Source organism: Streptomyces cylindrosporus (assembly GCF_022698165.1).
Lineage (GTDB): Bacteria > Actinomycetota > Actinomycetes > Streptomycetales > Streptomycetaceae > Streptomyces > Streptomyces cylindrosporus.
Genome location: NZ_JALDAY010000014.1, coordinates 227,134 through 243,628, shown reverse-complemented (window position 1 = coordinate 243,628; position 16,495 = coordinate 227,134). Strand labels below are relative to the sequence as shown.

The following is a 16,495-nucleotide window of genomic DNA, read 5'->3' as shown; positions in this document are numbered from 1 at the left end:
TACCCACGGTGACCGTGGGTTACGGGGGCGCGCGGGCGCGCCGGGGCGGCGTCAGTACGTGACGGTGATGCGCCGGGCGGGACCGTCGACGCGGACGAGACCGCCGTAAGGGATGACGAGTTGTGGATCGGTGTGGCCGAAGTCCACGTCGAAGACGATCGGGGTGGTGGGGGCGTATATGCGCATGGCCCGCCTTACGGCCTCGCGCTGCTCGGCGGCGTAACGGGCCGCCTCCTCGGGGCCGTTGGGGTGGTCGAAGGACCAGGTCTTGGGGCGGCCCATCAGCAGTGCGGAGAAGCGCTGCAGGAGACCGCGTTCGCCCATGTTGCGCAGGGTGCGGAAGACCTCGGCGGGGCCGGGCAGTTCCTCGGAGGTCTCCAGGAGCAGCACTCCGCCGTCGTACGCGCTCGGGTCGTGTGCGATCTCGCGGCCGGCCATCAGCAGCCAGCCGAGGATCTCCAGGCAGCCGCCCCAACTGCGGCCCTCCACCACTCGGTCGGCGTTCTCCCAGGTCCAGCCGGTGCCGGGCCGGGTCTCCGGCTCGGCGTCGAAGGTCGCGGGGTCGGCCCAGTCGCGGTCGACGTCGCTCCAGCGCTCGGCGGGCGCGAGGTCGTACTCGCCGGAGGTGAACAGCGCGGCCTGGAGGGATGCGGCGGTCAGCGGGTCCATGGCCGCGGGCCGCCCGAGCGCCGACATCACGTTCCCGCCGTGGTAGCCGACGATTCCGGTGGTGTACAGGAAGGCGAGCAGGTTCGTGTTGTCGCTCATCCCGAAGAACGGCTTCGGGTTCGCCCGGATCAACTCCCGGTCCAGCAGCGGCAGTACGGTGATCTGGTCGTCGCCGCCGATCGACGCGAACACCGCCTTGACGTCCGGGTCGGCGAACGCGGCGTGGATGTCGTCGGCGCGCTCCTGCGGCGTCGAGCCCATCCTGCGCGTCGCCGGATACTCGACCGGTTCGAGCCCGTACTCCTTCCGCAGCCGCTCCAGGCCGAGTTCAAAGGGGCGCGGAAAGAGCCCGGGAAGCCCGGCGGACGGCGAGACGACGGCAACGCGGTCGCCGGGAGCGGGCTTGGGCGGGTACGCGATCGTCGTCATGCGGGGAGGGTACGGGCCGCACCGCGGTCGGCGCATCGTGATAAACCGGGGCTGAGCTGCCCACCTTCACCGGACCGGAGGAACCGTGCCCCGCACCCTGGCCAACGCCCCGATCATGATCCTCAACGGGCCCAACCTGAACCTGCTGGGCCAGCGCCAGCCGGAGATCTACGGCAAGGACACGCTGGCCGACGTCGAGGCCCTGTGCGCCAAGGCGGCGGCCGCGCACGGCGGCACGGTCGACTTCCGCCAGTCCAACCACGAGGGCGAACTGGTCGACTGGATCCACGAGGCGCGGCTGAACCACTGCGGCATCGTGATCAATCCCGGCGCCTACTCGCACACGTCGGTCGCGATTCTGGACGCACTCAACACCTGCGACGGGCTGCCCGTCCTGGAGGTCCACATCTCCAACATCCACCGGCGTGAGTCCTTCCGGCACCACTCCTACGTCTCCCTGCGCGCCGACGGTGTCATCGCGGGATGCGGGGTGCAGGGGTACGTGTTCGGAGTCGAGCGGGTGGCTGCGCTCGCGGGAGCGGCACAGGCCGACACGTAAGGGCCGCTGACCAGGCGGGCGACTCTTACAGCCGTCCCGCCTCCACGATCCGCCGCAGGAACCGCTGTGTGCGTTCCCGCTGCGGGTCGCCGAAGACCTGCTCGGCCGTTCCGCGCTCCAGCACGACCCCCGAGTCCAGAAAGCAAACCTGGTCGGCGACGTCCCGAGCGAAGCCCATCTCGTGCGTGGCCAGCACCATGGTCATGCCGTCCTCCTTGAGGTCGCGCACGACGTTGAGGACCTCGCCGACGAGCTCCGGATCGAGGGCGGCGGTGACCTCGTCGAGCAGCAGCAGCCGGGGACGTACGGCGAGAGCGCGCACGATCGCCACACGCTGCTGCTGGCCGCCACTGAGCCGGTCCGGGTACTCGCCGGCCTTCCCGCCCAGCCCGAGCCGCTCCAGCAGCTCCCTGCCACGCTGCTCGGCCTCTTCCCGGGACACCCCGTGCACCCGCCGCGGGGCGAGGGTGATGTTCTCCAGGACGGTCATGTGCGGGAAGAGGTTGTACGCCTGGAAGACCACGCCGATACGACGCCGTACCGCGTCCTGGTCGACGCGCGGGTCGGTGATCTCCTCGCCGTCCAGCCAGATCGCGCCGTCGTCGATCTCCTCCAGCAGGTTGGCGCACCGCAGCAGCGTCGACTTGCCGGAACCGGAGGCGCCGATCAGGGCGGTCACCGTGTGCGGGGCGACCTCCAGGTCGACGTCCCGCAGCACGACCGAGTCGCCGAAGGTCTTGCGCACGGACTCCATGCGCAGCACGGGCACGTCGCTCATATCGCACCTCCCTGGGCGCGCCGGCGGTCCATCCGGGCCGTCACCCAGTCCGTGAAGCGGGTCATCGGGATGGTCAGCGCCACGAAGACCAGGCCCGCGACGATGTACGGCGTGTAGTTCAGGCTGCGCTGGGCGATGATGTCGGCCGCGCGCACGGCGTCCACCGCGCCGCCGATCGACACCAGGCCCGTGTCCTTCTGGAGGGACACCAGGTCGTTCAGGAGGGGCGGCACCTGTCGGCGCACCGCCTGGGGGAGCACCACATGGCGCAGGGCCTGCCGGTTGGTCAGCCCCAGCGAGCGGGCCGCGGCGCGCTGCGAGGGATGGACGGACTCGATGCCGGCGCGGAACACCTCGGCGACGTAGGCCGAGTACGTCAGGGTCAGCGCCGTACCGCCGAGCCACACCGGATCCACGGTCACGCCCTGCAGCCGCAGCGCGGGCACACCGAAGACCACGATCATCAGGTTGATGATGAGCGGCAGCCCGCGGAAGAAGTCCGTGTAGGCGGCCGCAAGCGCCCGCAGGGGGAAGAACACCGGTCCGGGCAGGGTGCGGGCGATGGCGATCAGCATGCCCAGGACCAGCACCAGGACACCGCAGATCAGCAGCAGCCGGACGTTCAGCCACAGCCCTTCTAGGACCTTGGGGAGCGCCTCGCGCGCGTAGTGCGCGTCGAAGAACGTCTCCTTGGTGCGCTCCCAGCCCGGCGCGCTGACCACGACGACATACAGGACGACGGCCGTGATCAGGGTCGACAGGGCGGCGATCGCGGTCGCTCTACGCGCGCGTGCGCGCTTGTACCGTTCGCGGTCCAGGCGCCGCTGCGAGGGGACGTACGCGTCGCCCCCGCCGGGCATGTCGCCCTTGTCGTCCTCGCTCTCCCGGCCGGAATCGTCCTTCACGAGCGTCACTTGAGCACCGGGGCGTCGACGGCGTCGGAGAGCCACTGCTTCTCCAGCTTCGCCAGGGTGCCGTCCTTGCGCAGGGCGTCCACGGCCGAGGACACGCACGAGGTGAGGTCGCTGCCCTTGTCCAGGACGAGCCCGAACTGCTCGGGCGTACCACCCTGGTTCTCGAACTGGCCGACGACCTCGGCGTTCGTCACCTGGGCCGAGGTGATGTAGAAGGCCGTCGGCAGGTCGACGACGATGGCGTCCACCTGACCGTTCTTGAGCGCGGAGACGGCCTGGTCGTTCTTGGAAAACGCGGCCGCCTCCTGCGACGGCTTCACCACGTCGCTGATGTAGTTGAGGCTCGTCGTGCCCACCTGGGCGCCGAGCTTCAGGCCCTTCAGGTCCGCGACACTCGTCGCCTTGGCGGCCTTGCTGCCCTTGAGCGCGACGACGGCCTGGCGCACGTCGTAGTAGCCGGACGAGAAGTCGACGGCCTTCTTGCGTTCGGCGCTGATGGACACCTGGTTGATGTCGAAGTCGAAGGTCTTCACACCGGGCGCGAAGGCCTTGTTGAAGGGCACGCTCTGCCAGACGACGGCGCTCTTGTCGTAGCCGAGCTGCTTCGCCACGGCATAGGCGACCGCCGACTCGAAGCCCTGGCCGTTGGCCGGCTTGTCGTCCTTGAACCAGGGCTCGTACGCCGGCTCGTCGGTGGCGATCGTCAGCTTGCCGGAGGTGTGGGTGGCCAACTTGCCCTTGGCACAGGTGTTCCCGGTCGAACCGGACGCCTGGTCGGACGCCTTGTCCTCGGGCTGCGGCGCGCAGCCGACGGCCGTGGCGAGCAGGGCTAGGGTGGCCGCGGCGACGGCGCGGCGCAGTGCGCGAGGGGCGAGGTGCATGGCGGGAGAGTGGCAGTCGGACGTCCTGTTTGTCGAGGTCACGACCGCAATTGTCCGCATACTGGGAACCCGTGTTGCAGTCCTGTGAACACTTTCCGGACAGAGGCCCGTGAACTGTTTCCGGACAGAACACCTTGACCGCTTCCGGGCAGGACGCCGGGGCCGCCGGCCGAGGGCGGGGATCGAAAGACCGGCGGCCCGTACCGCGCAGGAGCCGTCATCCTGTGCGGGGCTGCTTCCAGTTGACTGCGCAACAAGGTGCGCCGCGAGCGCGCGCACGGCACCGGCGCGTGTGAACCGTTCACACGGGGCGCGTGGCGATGCGATGCGCGCCGGCGTTCACCACCCGCGCGCGTGCCACTCCGGCAGCTGCGGCCGCTCCGCGCCCAGCGTCGTGTCGTTGCCGTGGCCCGGGTAGACCCAGGTCTCGTCCGGGAGCACGTCGAAGATCTTCGTCTCGACGTCGTGGATCAGACTGGCGAACGCCTTCGGATCCTTCCAGGTGTTGCCGACGCCCCCGGGAAATAGGCAGTCCCCGGTGAACACATGGGGATGACCGTGCGGGTCGTCGTAGACGAGGGCGATCGACCCCGGCGTGTGCCCGACGAGGTGGCGCGCGGTGAGCTCCACGCGCCCCACCCGGATGACGTCGCCGTCGTCGACGAGGACGTCGGTCGGCACGGGGATGCCGGGGGCGTCCTCGCGGCCTGCGTACGTACGGGCGCCGGTGGCCGCGACGACATGGGCGAGCGCCTGCCAGTGGTCGCCGTGCTGGTGCGTGGTGACGACGGAGGCGACACCGTCCTCGCCGATCATCCCGACCAGGGTGTCCGCGTCGTTGGCCGCGTCGATCAGCAACTGCTCGTCGGTGGCCCGGCAGCGCAGCAGATAGGCGTTGTTGTCCATCGGGCCGACCGCGATCTTGGTGATCATCAGGTCCTTGAGCTCGTGCACGTCCGCCGGGCCGCCGACCGTCACCTGTCCGCTGTACGTCATGGCGGTCAGCCTATAGCGGGACCGCGGCCCGGCAATCGTCCGCGTGCGCCCCCGGACCACTGCGGGGACCGGCGTACTAGAGCGGCGGTAGCTGCGGAAGCGGGCCGCCCGCCACGCTCAGTGCGGAGCCGTCGCGCCGCCCGGCGAGCCAGCCGAGCAACTCGGCGGACGGGCCGGTCACGGTGATCTCCGGTGCGTCGGCCTCCCGGCCCGTCCGCCACGCGCGCGTGCCGTCCGTCAGACGCGTGGGCGCCACGTCCGGGTGGCCCGAGAAGCGCTCCGCGAGGAAGTCGATCTCCCGCTCCCGGAATTCCGCCGGCAGGTCCTCCAGCTCGTATCCGATCCCGAGGTCGACATGGTGCAGCTCCACCTCGACCCATCGCCGGAACGGCACCCTGGACGCGGAGTCGGTGATGCCGTTGCGCAGCTCCACCGTCCGCGACCAGTCCGCCGGCGCGGCCCCTGCCGCCTGGAAGCGGGCGGCGCTCTCGCGCAGGTCGGCGACCTGGATGTCGAGGGGGCGCGGGGCGTCCCGCGCGATGTCGGCGTCGCGGGCGTCGCCGGGGGCGTACATGGGACGGCCCTCGAGAACGTTCACGAGGGCGTCCGCGTTGCGGGCGAGGTGGGCGAGGACGTGGCCGCGGGTCCAGCCCGGCAGCCGTGACGGCTCGGCCACCGACGCGTTGTCCAGTTTGACCGCTGCGGTGAGCAGCCGTTCCGTCGCGTCGCGTACAGACGCCAGGTCATGACCGTGATCAATCATGGTGCTGACCCTAGCTCCGCCACACCTTTGGGTGAAGGTGGTGAAGCTGTGCCGTAAATCGAATGCGCGTGCTATATGGTCGGAAGCGGCGTCGGGCATGCTGGACCGCCGGGGATTGTTATGCGTCCCGGGAATCCGACCGGCGTTGTCAGTGGCTCCCCCTAGTCTGAGAAAGCACGGGGGCCTCGCCCCTGTCACTCCTCTCAAGCCAAGAAAGGTGCGGACCGGCGTGGCCGACCGTCTCATCGTCCGTGGCGCGCGCGAGCACAATCTGAAGAATGTCTCGCTCGACCTGCCGCGCGACTCGCTCATCGTCTTCACGGGCCTGTCGGGGTCGGGCAAGTCCTCGCTGGCCTTCGACACCATTTTCGCCGAGGGTCAGCGGCGCTACGTGGAGTCGCTCTCCTCGTACGCCCGCCAGTTCCTCGGCCAGATGGACAAGCCGGACGTCGACTTCATCGAGGGTCTGTCGCCCGCCGTCTCCATCGACCAGAAGTCGACCTCGCGCAACCCGCGCTCCACGGTCGGCACCATCACCGAGGTCTACGACTACCTGCGTCTGCTCTTCGCGCGCATCGGCAAGCCGCACTGCCCCCAGTGCGGCCGCCCGATCTCGCGCCAGTCGCCGCAGGCCATCGTCGACCGGGTCCTGGAGCTGCCGGAGGGGAGCCGCTTCCAGGTGCTGTCGCCGCTGGTGCGCGAGCGCAAGGGCGAGTTCGTCGACCTCTTCGCCGATCTCCAGACCAAGGGCTACAGCCGCGCGCGGGTGGACGGCGAGACCGTCCAGCTCTCCAACCCGCCCACCCTGAAGAAGCAGGAGAAGCACACCATCGAGGTGGTCGTCGACCGCCTCACGGTGAAGGACTCCGCCAAGCGCCGCCTCACCGACTCCGTGGAGACCGCGCTCGGGCTGTCCGGAGGCATGGTCGTACTCGACTTCGTCGACCTCCCGGAGGACGACCCAGAGCGCGAGCGCATGTTCTCGGAGCATCTGTACTGCCCGTACGACGACCTGTCCTTCGAGGAGCTGGAGCCTCGCTCCTTCTCCTTCAACTCGCCCTTCGGCGCCTGCCCCGACTGCACCGGCATCGGCACGCGCATGGAGGTCGACCCCGAACTGATCGTCCCGGACGAGGACAAGTCCCTCGACGAAGGCGCCATCCACCCCTGGTCGCACGGGCACACCAAGGACTACTTCGGCCGTCTGATCGGAGCCCTCGCGGACGCGTTGGGATTCCGGACGGACATCCCCTTCGCGGGCCTGCCGCAGCGCGCCAAGAAGGCCCTGCTCTACGGCCACAAGACGCAGATCGAGGTCCGCTACCGCAACCGGTACGGGCGCGAGCGCGTGTACACGACGCCCTTCGAAGGTGCCGTCCCCTTCGTGAAGCGCCGGCACAGCGAGGCCGAGAGCGACTCCAGCCGCGAGCGCTTCGAGGGCTACATGCGCGAGGTGCCCTGCCCCACCTGTGAGGGCACGCGCCTGAAGCCGATCGTCCTCGCGGTCACGATCATGGAGAAGTCGATCGCCGAGGTCTCCGCGATGTCCATCAGCGACTGCGCGGACTTCCTGGGCGAGCTGAGGCTCAACGCCCGCGACAAGAAGATCGCCGAGCGCGTGCTGAAGGAGGTCAACGAGCGGCTGCGCTTCCTGGTCGACGTCGGCCTGGACTACCTCTCGCTCAACCGCGCGGCCGGCACGCTCTCCGGCGGCGAGGCCCAGCGCATCCGCCTGGCCACCCAGATCGGCTCCGGACTCGTCGGCGTCCTGTACGTCCTCGACGAGCCGTCCATCGGCCTGCACCAGCGCGACAACCATCGGCTGATCGAGACCCTGGTCCGCCTGCGCGACATGGGCAACACGCTCATCGTCGTCGAGCACGACGAGGACACCATCAAGGTCGCCGACTGGGTCGTCGACATCGGCCCCGGCGCGGGCGAGCACGGCGGCAAGGTCGTGCACAGCGGCTCCCTGAAGGAGCTGCTCGCCAACGCCGAGTCGCAGACCGGTCAGTACCTGTCCGGCAAGAAGTCGATCCCGCTGCCCGACATCCGGCGCCCGCAGGACCCGACCCGCCGGCTCACCGTGCACGGCGCCCGCGAGAACAACCTCCAGGACATCGACGTGTCCTTCCCGCTGGGCGTGTTCACGGCCGTCACGGGCGTGTCCGGCTCCGGCAAGTCGACCCTGGTCAACGACATCCTGTACACGCACCTGGCCCGCGAGCTGAACGGCGCGAGGAGCGTGCCCGGCCGGCACACGCGCGTGGACGGCGACGACCTCGTCGACAAGGTCGTGCACGTCGACCAGTCGCCCATCGGCCGCACCCCGCGCTCCAACCCGGCGACGTACACCGGCGTCTTCGACCACGTCCGCAAGCTGTTCGCCGAGACCACCGAGGCGAAGGTCCGCGGCTATCTGCCCGGCCGCTTCTCCTTCAACGTCAAGGGTGGCCGCTGCGAGAACTGCGCGGGCGACGGCACCATCAAGATCGAGATGAACTTCCTCCCGGACGTCTACGTCCCGTGTGAGGTCTGCCACGGCGCCCGGTACAACCGGGAGACCCTGGAGGTCCACTACAAGGGCAAGTCCATCGCCGAGGTCCTGAACATGCCCATCGAAGAGGCCATGAACTTCTTCGAGGCCGTCCCGGCGATCAACCGCCACCTCAAGACGCTCAACGACGTCGGCCTCGGCTACGTCCGTCTCGGCCAGTCGGCGACCACCCTGTCCGGCGGTGAGGCGCAGCGCGTCAAGCTCGCCAGCGAACTGCAGAAGCGCTCCACCGGCCGTACGGTGTACGTCCTGGACGAGCCCACCACGGGTCTGCACTTCGAGGACATCAGCAAGCTGCTGAAGGTGCTGTCCGGACTGGTCGACAAGGGCAACACGGTCATCGTCATCGAGCACAACCTCGACGTGATCAAGACCGCCGACTGGGTCGTCGACATGGGCCCCGAGGGCGGCGCGGGCGGCGGACTCGTCGTGGCCGAGGGCACGCCGGAGGAGGTCGCCGGGGTTCCGGCCAGCCACACCGGCAAGTTCCTGCGGGAGATCCTCGGCGCCGACCGGATCAGCGACGCGGCCTCGGTGAAGGCCCCGCGCAAGACGCCGGCCAGGAAGACGGTCGCGGCCAAGTCGACGGCGAAGAAGACGGCGACGGCCAAGACCACGACGGCCAGGGCCGCCAACAACACGGCCGCGAAGAAGGCGGCTGCGGCCACGAAGAAGACGACCCCCGCGAAGAGGACGACGCGGGCACGGAAGGCCTGAGGCGCACGAGCAACGCGGCCGAACAAATCCAGAAAAATGCGGCGCCCCGCGGGAACTCCCCGCGGGGCGCCGCTCGTTCCACCATCAGCCACCCTGGCCCTGCGGTCCGACGGGTTCCACGAACTGCATGTCCAGATGAACCTTGACAACATCACCGAGAAACCCGGCTCCGAAGTCCAGCCGGTAGTCGCTGCGCCGGATCTCACCCGTCGCCTCGAACCCGGCGTGCTTCCTCTGATCCACAGGGGAGTCCACGGCCCCGCCGAACTCGACGGCGAGCGTGACCGGGCGGGTCACGTCCCCGATGGTCAGGTCCCCTTCCATCGACCAGTCCTCGCCCTGCCCGGACACGCGCGTGGAGCGGAAGGACATCGTCGGCCGCTTCTCCACGTCGAGCAGTTCGGGCGAGCGGGTGTGCGCGTCCCGGTCGGAGTTCCCGGTGTCGATGGAGGCGAGCGCGATCTCGGCACTCACCCGCACCTCGTCGGCCGTCCCGCCGACGAACAGCTCGGCCTTGAACTCGGTGAACCGGCCGCGCACCTTGGCGATCCCGAGGTGCCGGACGGTGAAGTTGACGGCCGAGTGCAGCGGGTCGAGCTCCCACTCGCCGGGCACGAGCGGCAGAGCGGCGACGGAAGCGGCGGCGGAGTTCGCGGGGTTGTCGTAAGTCATGTCCCCACCCTGCGAGTCCCGTGCCGGGGGAGGGAGGCCGGGTGAAGAGTGGTAGTGACAGGGGCACCCTCCGCGACGGCACGCGTTGTACGTTCAAGCGGTGAGCGACAACGAGTTGGGCACCTTCCTGCGCACCCGCCGCGAAGCCGTCACCCCCGCGGAAGTGGGCCTGCCCACAGGCTCCCGTCGCCGCACACCCGGGCTGCGCCGCGCCGAGCTGGCCACCCTCGCCGGCATCAGCGTCGAGTACCTCACCCGGCTCGAACAGGGGCGTGACCGCAATCCCTCACCCCAGGTGCTCATCGCGCTCGGCGACGCCCTGCGGCTGTCGACGACGGACAACATACTGCTGCGCCGGCTGGCCAAGGCGCACGGTGAGGACAAGGTCCTCTGCCAGTCGGCCGCCACCGCGCCGGTCCGCACGGTACGACCGACCGTCCGGGCACTCCTCGACCGCCTGGAGCCCGCACCGGCCGTCCTGCTCAACTGGATCGGCGACCTCGTGGCGTACACCGGGGGATACGAGCGCTACGCACGCCCGCTGGGCCTGCTCGACGGCGACCCGCCCAACATCGTGCGGTACCTGTTCACCGACGACCGGGCACACACCGTGTACCCGGACTGGGACCGACTGGCCGACGAGCAGATCGCCCACCTGCGTCACGAGGCCTCGCTGTACGAGCCCCATGTCGCCGCGCTGGCCGAGGAGTTGACGGCGGTGGCGGGGGCGCCGTTCAGCGAGCGGCTCGCCGCCGTCCCGGCCCTGCCCGCCCGCTCCGGCACCGAGCTCGTCGACCACCCGGAGGCGGGGCGCCTGCGCCTGTCGTACGAGACGCTCGCCCTGCCCGACGAGGGCCAGCGGCTGGTCGTGCACATCCCGGCCGACGAGGCCACGGCCACGGCCCTCGACCGTCTCAACGGGCGTCGGCCGGGAGCGCTGCGCGCGGTGAGCGGCTGACGGACCCGGCGCCGCAGTGAGGCGAACCGCCCCTACACCTCGCCCACTTCGGAGGCGTACGGCGGCTCGGCCCCCGCGCGGGAACACGTGATCGCCGCCGCGCGTGCCGCGAACCGCAGCAGGCGGGCCCAGCCGTCCTTGCCCAGGTCGAGGAGCGCCTCCGGGGACAGGGCGTCCCGGGTGGACAGGCCGTGCAGCAGGGCCGCGTTCACCGTGTCGCCGGCGCCGATCGTGTCGACCACGTCGACCTTCTCGCCCGGCACGGGATACACGGCCCCGCCCCGGGTGAAGGCGGTGAGACCGTCGCCGCCGTGGGTGATCACGACGGCCGCGGGGCCGGCGGCCAGCCAGTCGCGCGGGGTGCCGCCCAGCCAGTGGGCGTCCTCCTCGGAGAGCTTGAGCAGCGACACCGAGGGCAGCCAGCTCTTGAACCGGGCCCGGTAGGCGTCCGCGTCCGGGATCAGGCCCGCGCGGATGTTGGGGTCGAGCGCGGTGAACACGTCCTGGGCGGCAGCGGCTCGCAGCAGGCTCTCGTAGGCCGTCGCCCCCGGTTCCAGGACGAGCGAGCAGGTGCCGAAGGACACCGCTCGGGTCCCGGCGGGGAGCGCCTCGGGGGCGGTGAACAGCCGGTCGGCGGTGCCGTCGACGTAGAAGGAGTAGGAGGCCGAGCCGTTCCCGTCGAGGGTGGCGACCGCGAGTGTGGTCGGCTCCGCGCCGCGCTGCACGGCGGAGACGTCCACGCCGGCCCGGCGCAGCCCGTCGAGCAGGGCCTCGCCGAAGGCGTCCCGCGAGGTGCGGGAGCAGAAGGCGGTGGGGGAGCCGAGGCGGCCGAGGGCCACGGCGGTGTTGTACGGGCCGCCGCCGAGCGCCGGCTGCAGCCCCGCGAGGGCACCCGTGCCCTGCGGTACCAGGTCGATCAGGGCCTCACCGGCGACGACGATCACGGGACGTTCCTTTCATGAACTGCTCGGACTACTGGGACCACTGGGTCCACTGGGGCTGCTTGAACTACTCGACCTTCTGGGGCTGTTGACGCCCCTCCGGGCACCCGCACGATGTCCGGTGCACGAACGTGCAGGGGAGCCGTACCGTGCGGCCGGGGCGGTCCGGTTCGGCGAGGCGGTCCAGGAGGACCCGTACCGCCTGGGCACCGATCTCCCTGCTGGGCTGGGCGATCGCGGTGAGTCGGGGTGTGAACAGGTCGGCCCAGGCGAAGTCGTCGAAGCAGCACAGGGCGATGTCGTCGGGGACGGACAGGCCGCGGTCGCGCAGGGCGCGCAGGGTGCCGATGGTCATCGTGTTGTTGGCGGTGACGAGGGCGGTGGGCGGGGCGGGGAGGGAGAGCAGGGCGGCGGTGGCCCGTTCGGCGCCGGCCGACTCGGAGTCGCCGTGCACCACAAGGCGTTCGTCGTGCCCGAGGCCGGCGGCGGCCAGGCCGTGCCGGTAGCCGGCGATGCGTTCGCGGGTGGTGCTGAGCCCGGGCAGACCGGCGACGAGGGCGATGCGGCGGTGGCCGAGTCCGGCGAGGTGGGTGACGAGCCGGGCGGTCGGCTCGGTGCTCTCGGCGCAGACCTGGTCGTAGCGGAGCGCGGCGCTGTCCGCCGGGGCATCGACGACCCGGTCGAGGAAGACGGTCGGGACCTCGTGGCGGCCGAGGTAGGCGAGGAGTTCGCGCGGGTCGGCGGAGGGGGCGACGATCATGCCGTCCACCCGGCGCTCGTGCAGCAGTTGGACGACCTTGCGCTCGTGGTCGGGGTCGTCGTGCGGGTCGGCGATGAGGAGGCTGTAGCCGTGTTCCAGGGCGCCGGCCTCGACGCCCTGGAGGATCTCCGTGAAGTACGGGTTGCTGATCGCCGACACCGCGAGCCCTATGGAGCGGGTCCGGGAGGTCACCAGGGAGCGGGCGAGGGTGTTCGGGGTGTAGCCGAGGCGGTCTATCGCGTCCAGGACGGCCTGGCGGGTGCGGGGGAGGACGGGGCGGGTGTCGTTCACGACGTGCGAGACGGTCGCCACGGACACCCCGGCGCTCCGCGCGACGTCGGCCATGGTGGCCATCCCGTCCCCCTCTCCGACGCGGACCCTCGGGCGGGAAGCTATCCCATCCGAACTCGCGCGTAAACGCTTGCGCAAGCGTTTACGTCTTTCGGGGACCAGACCCACCGGACCAACCCGGGCGGAACCGCCCTCACCCCACGCTCACTCCCAGTCCCACCCGATCCCCACAACCCCTGTCCGCACTCTTGGTTCGACGAGGTGGACCGAGCGGTGGTGGTTGCTGAGGGGGAGTTCCTGGCGGCCGCTGCGGGGGGCCGCCGGGGAGTGCTGGGCGAAGCGGTGGCAGCGGACGGGGAGGGCGCGTTCGTCGAAGTGGACCTGGAGCGCGTACTGTCCGCCCGCCGGGCCGAATCCGCGGACGTACTCGCGCGAGACACCGGCGGTGCCGTCCTCGACGCCGTAGCGGAAGAGGAAGGTGTCGCCGGCCCGCAGCCGGGTGTCGAAGAGCAGCTCGGCCACGAGGACACCGCTGTCGTGGTGCACGCGCACACGTCCCGTGCGGCAGTTCTCCAGGGCGTGCACCCGCATCCGTTCCGGCGCGCACTCCGGGTCGCCGTGGTGGACGGCCACGAAGCGGTCGATGCCGTCCTTGTGGGCGCGCACGATGTGGTGCGACTCGCGCCCCGCCAGCTCACGGCGCGCGCCTATCCGTACCCGCTCGTGGTGGCCGAGGGTGTGCAGCCCGCCGTCCGGTGGCAGGTTCAGTTCGGTCAGCATCCGGTCGAGGACGTCGGAGGCCTGCACCAGGGAGCGGTAGGAGCGGGCCGCGGGCCGCTGCCCCGAGGAGTCCTCGTCGGCCTCGGCGAGCAGCCGGATCAGGGACTCCTCCGGCAGCTGCAGGATCTCCTCCAGCGCGCGTACGGCCCGCAGCGACTCGGGGCGCTGCGGGCGTCGGGCGCCCTGCTGCCAGTAACTCAGGCTGGTGACCCCGACCTTGACGCCGTAGCGGGACAGATGGTGCTGCACGCGCTGCAGCGGCAGTCCGCGGGCGGCGATGGCGGCGCGCAGCGCGACATGGAAGGGGCCGCCTCGCAGGGCCGAGTCCAGTTCCGCGGTGACGACGGCGACGTCCGCGTGCTGTGTGACGTGCGGCATGCAGGGGCCTTTCTGTGAATGCTCGCTACGGCTGGTCGGGCCGGCTTCGCGCTGGGTTCCGGGGCCACCCCGTCGGCGCCGGGGCGTCTTCACATCCGTACGCCGTCGTTCACGGCCCCGAGTTCCCCCGCATTGAAGCGTGTTGACCAAGTCCCGACAACACCTGGTGCCCAACAGTCCCGTACTCCTGGCCGAGACCCGATCGGCGGGCTCAAGTCGGCGCGGCCGTACCGTCGTTGCCGAGCACCTCCCTGATGGCCCGTGCGGACAGGTCGGACTTGTGCAGGAAACCGCGGGCCGGACTGGCGGCGACCAGCTCCTGGAAGTCGTCGAGGGAGTGTGTGGAGATCAGGATGATGACGGAGGCGACCCGGCCGGCCAGTTCGGCCGCGACGTCGAAACCGCTCTCGCCGTCGAGGTCGAGGTCCACCAGGACGATGTCGGGGGCCAGTTCGGCCGCCCGCGCGAGCGCCTCCGCACCCGTCGAGGCCATGCCGACGACAGGTATGCCGTCGCGTTCGAGCAGGGTACGTGCGGCCTCCAGGAACCGGATGCTGTCATCGACGAGAAGACAGCGCATGGACATGCGGACAGCGTCCCAATCGGCGGTTGATTGCGCTTTCCAGCTAGCCGGAAAGAGTCCGGGCCGTGCGGTACTCGCCAGCCGGAATGTGCTGAAGGCCTGTGCCGAACCGGAGAGTTCGCGGTTACCCCGCGCAGCGGCGCGTCACCGGCGGTAGCATGAGCGCGCCCTGGGGATGGCCGCGAACGTCCGGTCGAGTGGGGGTCGCTATGCAGGCGTCGCTCAGCAGGATTCTGGTCTCGGGGCTGTCGGTGACCGCCCTGTTGCTGGCCGGATGCGGTGGTGGGGGAGGTGACGGCAAGGCGCAGAAGGCGCACGGCGACACGACCTGCGACGGCAGGATCGACGGCACCGCCCATGTCTCGGTGTGGTACCACTCGGGGCCGGTGACCGAGGTCGACACCCTGGCCAAGCAGGTCGCCGACTTCAACAAGGCGCAGAACAAGGTGCGCGTCGAACTCGTCAAGCTCCCCGAGCAGCGGCCCTACTCCGACCTGGTCGACTCCGCCGCGGCCAGCGGCGACCTGCCGGACCTGCTCGACTTCGACGGCCCGAACCTCTACAGCTACGCCTGGTCCGGCAAGCTCAAGCCGATCGACTCCTGTGTCCCGAAGAGCGTCCGCGACGACCTCCTGCCCTCGGTCCGCAAACAGGGCACCTACGCCGGGCGGTTGTGGGGCGTCGGCGCCTTCGACTCCGGGATGGGGCTGTACGTACGGCCGTCGGTGCTGAAGAAGGCGGGCGTCCGCGTCCCCAAGGGCACCGGGGACGCCTGGACCGCCGAGGAGCTCACCGGCATCCTGGCCAAGCTCCGCAAGCTGGGGTACCGGACGCCGCTCGACATCGGGCTCGTGTACGTCGCGGCGGGCGACGAGTGGAACACGTACGGCTTCGCGCCCGCGGTGTGGTCGGCGGGCGGCGACCTCATCGATCCGAAGACCTACCGCACCGCCGACGGCTTCCTGAACAGCCCGGCGTCGGTCAAGGCGCTCACCGTCATGCAGAGCTGGAGCAAGGCGGGCTACATCGACCCGGACAAGGACGAGAAGGCGTTCGACAAGGGCCGTAGCGTCATCTCCTGGAGCGGCCACTGGCGGTATCCGGAGTACACCAAGGCGTTCCCGGGCGACGTGGCGATCGTGCCGCTGCCCGACTTCGGGCACGGCACCGTCACCGGCATGGGCTCCTGGCAGTGGGGCATCACCTCCGGCGCCACCGACGGCGACGCCGTCTGGAGCTTCCTCGCCTACCTCCTCAAGCCGCAGCAGGTGCACCGGATGAGCGTCGCCAACGGCGGCATCCCCGCCACCGACAGCGCCGTGGAGCTGTCGCCGAACTTCGACACCGGCGGCGGCGAGCACCTCTTCATCGAGCAGCTGCGCGACGGCACCGCGCGTCCGCGCCCGCAGACCCCCGCCTACCCGGCGGTCACCTCCGCCTTCAGTCGGGCCTTCGCGAAGATCATGCTGCACGGCGCCCCGGTGCGGGCCACGCTCGACGAGGCCGTCAAGGCCATCGACAAGGACATCGCGGCCCACGACGGCTATCCGCGGAAGGGCTCATGACCCCGGCGGCACCCGGCGAACCCCCGTACGACGGTTCGGCGCGTCCCGGCACGCCGGCCTGCTCCCCTCGGTCCTCCAACAGGGCACCTGCCGGGGCGAGTTGTCCGGCCTCGGAACCTTCGATTCCGGACTCGGGCCGTCCGTCCGCCCGTCGGTGCTGAAGAAGGCCTGCATCCGCATCCCCAGGGGCACCGGGGACGCCTGGACCGCCGACGAGTTCACGGGCATCCTGAGGAAACTCCGCACGGCGGGACACCGGGCGCCGCTCACCCTCGGCCTCCGGTTCGCCACGCCGGCTCGGAGT

General features: G+C 70.5%; 15 protein-coding genes. 4 read left to right on the top strand and 11 right to left on the bottom strand.

Features of this window, described 5'->3' with window-relative positions; all coding sequences use genetic code 11:
- Positions 1-51: 51 nt before the first annotated feature.
- A complete protein-coding gene (locus MQP27_RS39950) occupies positions 52-1,098 on the bottom strand; it encodes a S66 family peptidase (protein ID WP_242774709.1) in 1,047 nt (348 codons plus the stop codon).
- An 85-nt stretch (positions 1,099-1,183) separates the two neighbouring features.
- On the opposite strand from MQP27_RS39950, the gene aroQ reads away from it, so the two are divergent.
- Positions 1,184-1,657 (top strand): type II 3-dehydroquinate dehydratase, encoded by a 474-nt coding sequence (gene aroQ / locus MQP27_RS39945; RefSeq protein WP_242774705.1) that lies wholly within the window; start codon positions 1,184-1,186, stop codon positions 1,655-1,657.
- Positions 1,658-1,682: 25 nt separating this feature from the next.
- Here the strand turns inward: aroQ and MQP27_RS39940 are convergent, their stop codons facing one another.
- The 5 genes from MQP27_RS39940 to MQP27_RS39920 form a co-directional block, all read right to left on the bottom strand.
- Positions 1,683-2,435: an amino acid ABC transporter ATP-binding protein gene (locus MQP27_RS39940; protein ID WP_242774702.1), complete on the bottom strand. Its 753-nt coding sequence runs from the start codon at positions 2,433-2,435 to the stop codon at positions 1,683-1,685.
- Positions 2,432-3,349: an amino acid ABC transporter permease gene (locus tag MQP27_RS39935; protein WP_242774699.1), complete on the bottom strand. Its 918-nt coding sequence runs from the start codon at positions 3,347-3,349 to the stop codon at positions 2,432-2,434. Before MQP27_RS39935 ends, MQP27_RS39940 begins: the two co-directional genes overlap by 4 nt.
- Positions 3,346-4,230, bottom strand: a complete 885-nt coding sequence (locus tag MQP27_RS39930) for an ABC transporter substrate-binding protein (RefSeq protein ID WP_242774696.1) — start codon at positions 4,228-4,230, stop codon at positions 3,346-3,348. Before MQP27_RS39930 ends, MQP27_RS39935 begins: the two co-directional genes overlap by 4 nt.
- 339 nt (positions 4,231-4,569) lie before the next feature.
- Complete coding sequence (locus tag MQP27_RS39925) at positions 4,570-5,226, bottom strand: MBL fold metallo-hydrolase (protein WP_242774693.1); 657 nt, start codon at positions 5,224-5,226, stop codon at positions 4,570-4,572.
- 76 nt (positions 5,227-5,302) lie between these two features.
- Positions 5,303-5,989, bottom strand: coding sequence for a maleylpyruvate isomerase family mycothiol-dependent enzyme (locus tag MQP27_RS39920; RefSeq protein ID WP_242774690.1), 687 nt, complete (start codon positions 5,987-5,989; stop codon positions 5,303-5,305).
- 229 nt (positions 5,990-6,218) lie between these two features.
- On the opposite strand from MQP27_RS39920, the gene uvrA reads away from it, so the two are divergent.
- Entirely contained in the window at positions 6,219-9,263 is a 3,045-nt protein-coding gene (uvrA, locus tag MQP27_RS39915; protein WP_242774687.1) for an excinuclease ABC subunit UvrA, read from the top strand.
- Between the two features lie 84 nt (positions 9,264-9,347).
- Here the strand turns inward: uvrA and MQP27_RS39910 are convergent, their stop codons facing one another.
- On the bottom strand, positions 9,348-9,935 hold the full coding sequence (locus MQP27_RS39910; RefSeq protein ID WP_242774684.1) for a YceI family protein: 588 nt from the start codon (positions 9,933-9,935) through the stop codon (positions 9,348-9,350).
- A gap of 100 nt (positions 9,936-10,035) precedes the next feature.
- On the opposite strand from MQP27_RS39910, the gene MQP27_RS39905 reads away from it, so the two are divergent.
- Positions 10,036-10,893: a helix-turn-helix domain-containing protein gene (locus MQP27_RS39905; protein WP_242774681.1), complete on the top strand. Its 858-nt coding sequence runs from the start codon at positions 10,036-10,038 to the stop codon at positions 10,891-10,893.
- A gap of 32 nt (positions 10,894-10,925) precedes the next feature.
- On the opposite strand, the gene MQP27_RS39900 is transcribed toward MQP27_RS39905, so the two are convergent.
- The 4 genes from MQP27_RS39900 to MQP27_RS39885 all read right to left on the bottom strand — a co-directional run bounded on the left by MQP27_RS39900 (position 10,926) and on the right by MQP27_RS39885 (position 14,629).
- Positions 10,926-11,837 carry a carbohydrate kinase family protein gene (locus MQP27_RS39900; RefSeq protein WP_242774678.1) on the bottom strand — a complete coding sequence of 304 codons (912 nt, stop codon included), beginning with the start codon at positions 11,835-11,837 and terminating at the stop codon, positions 10,926-10,928.
- A gap of 64 nt (positions 11,838-11,901) precedes the next feature.
- Positions 11,902-12,948: a LacI family DNA-binding transcriptional regulator gene (locus tag MQP27_RS39895; protein ID WP_242774675.1), complete on the bottom strand. Its 1,047-nt coding sequence runs from the start codon at positions 12,946-12,948 to the stop codon at positions 11,902-11,904.
- Between the two features lie 141 nt (positions 12,949-13,089).
- Positions 13,090-14,043, bottom strand: coding sequence for a hypothetical protein (locus MQP27_RS39890; RefSeq protein ID WP_242774672.1), 954 nt, complete (start codon positions 14,041-14,043; stop codon positions 13,090-13,092).
- 211 nt (positions 14,044-14,254) lie between these two features.
- The gene (locus MQP27_RS39885; protein WP_242774669.1) at positions 14,255-14,629 is read right to left on the bottom strand and encodes a response regulator; all 375 of its coding nucleotides are present in this window, start codon (positions 14,627-14,629) and stop codon (positions 14,255-14,257) included.
- 206 nt (positions 14,630-14,835) lie between these two features.
- Here MQP27_RS39885 and MQP27_RS39880 point away from each other — a divergent pair, with 206 nt between their 5' ends.
- Complete coding sequence (locus MQP27_RS39880) at positions 14,836-16,191, top strand: ABC transporter substrate-binding protein (protein WP_242774666.1); 1,356 nt, start codon at positions 14,836-14,838, stop codon at positions 16,189-16,191.
- Positions 16,192-16,495: the final 304 nt, after the last annotated feature.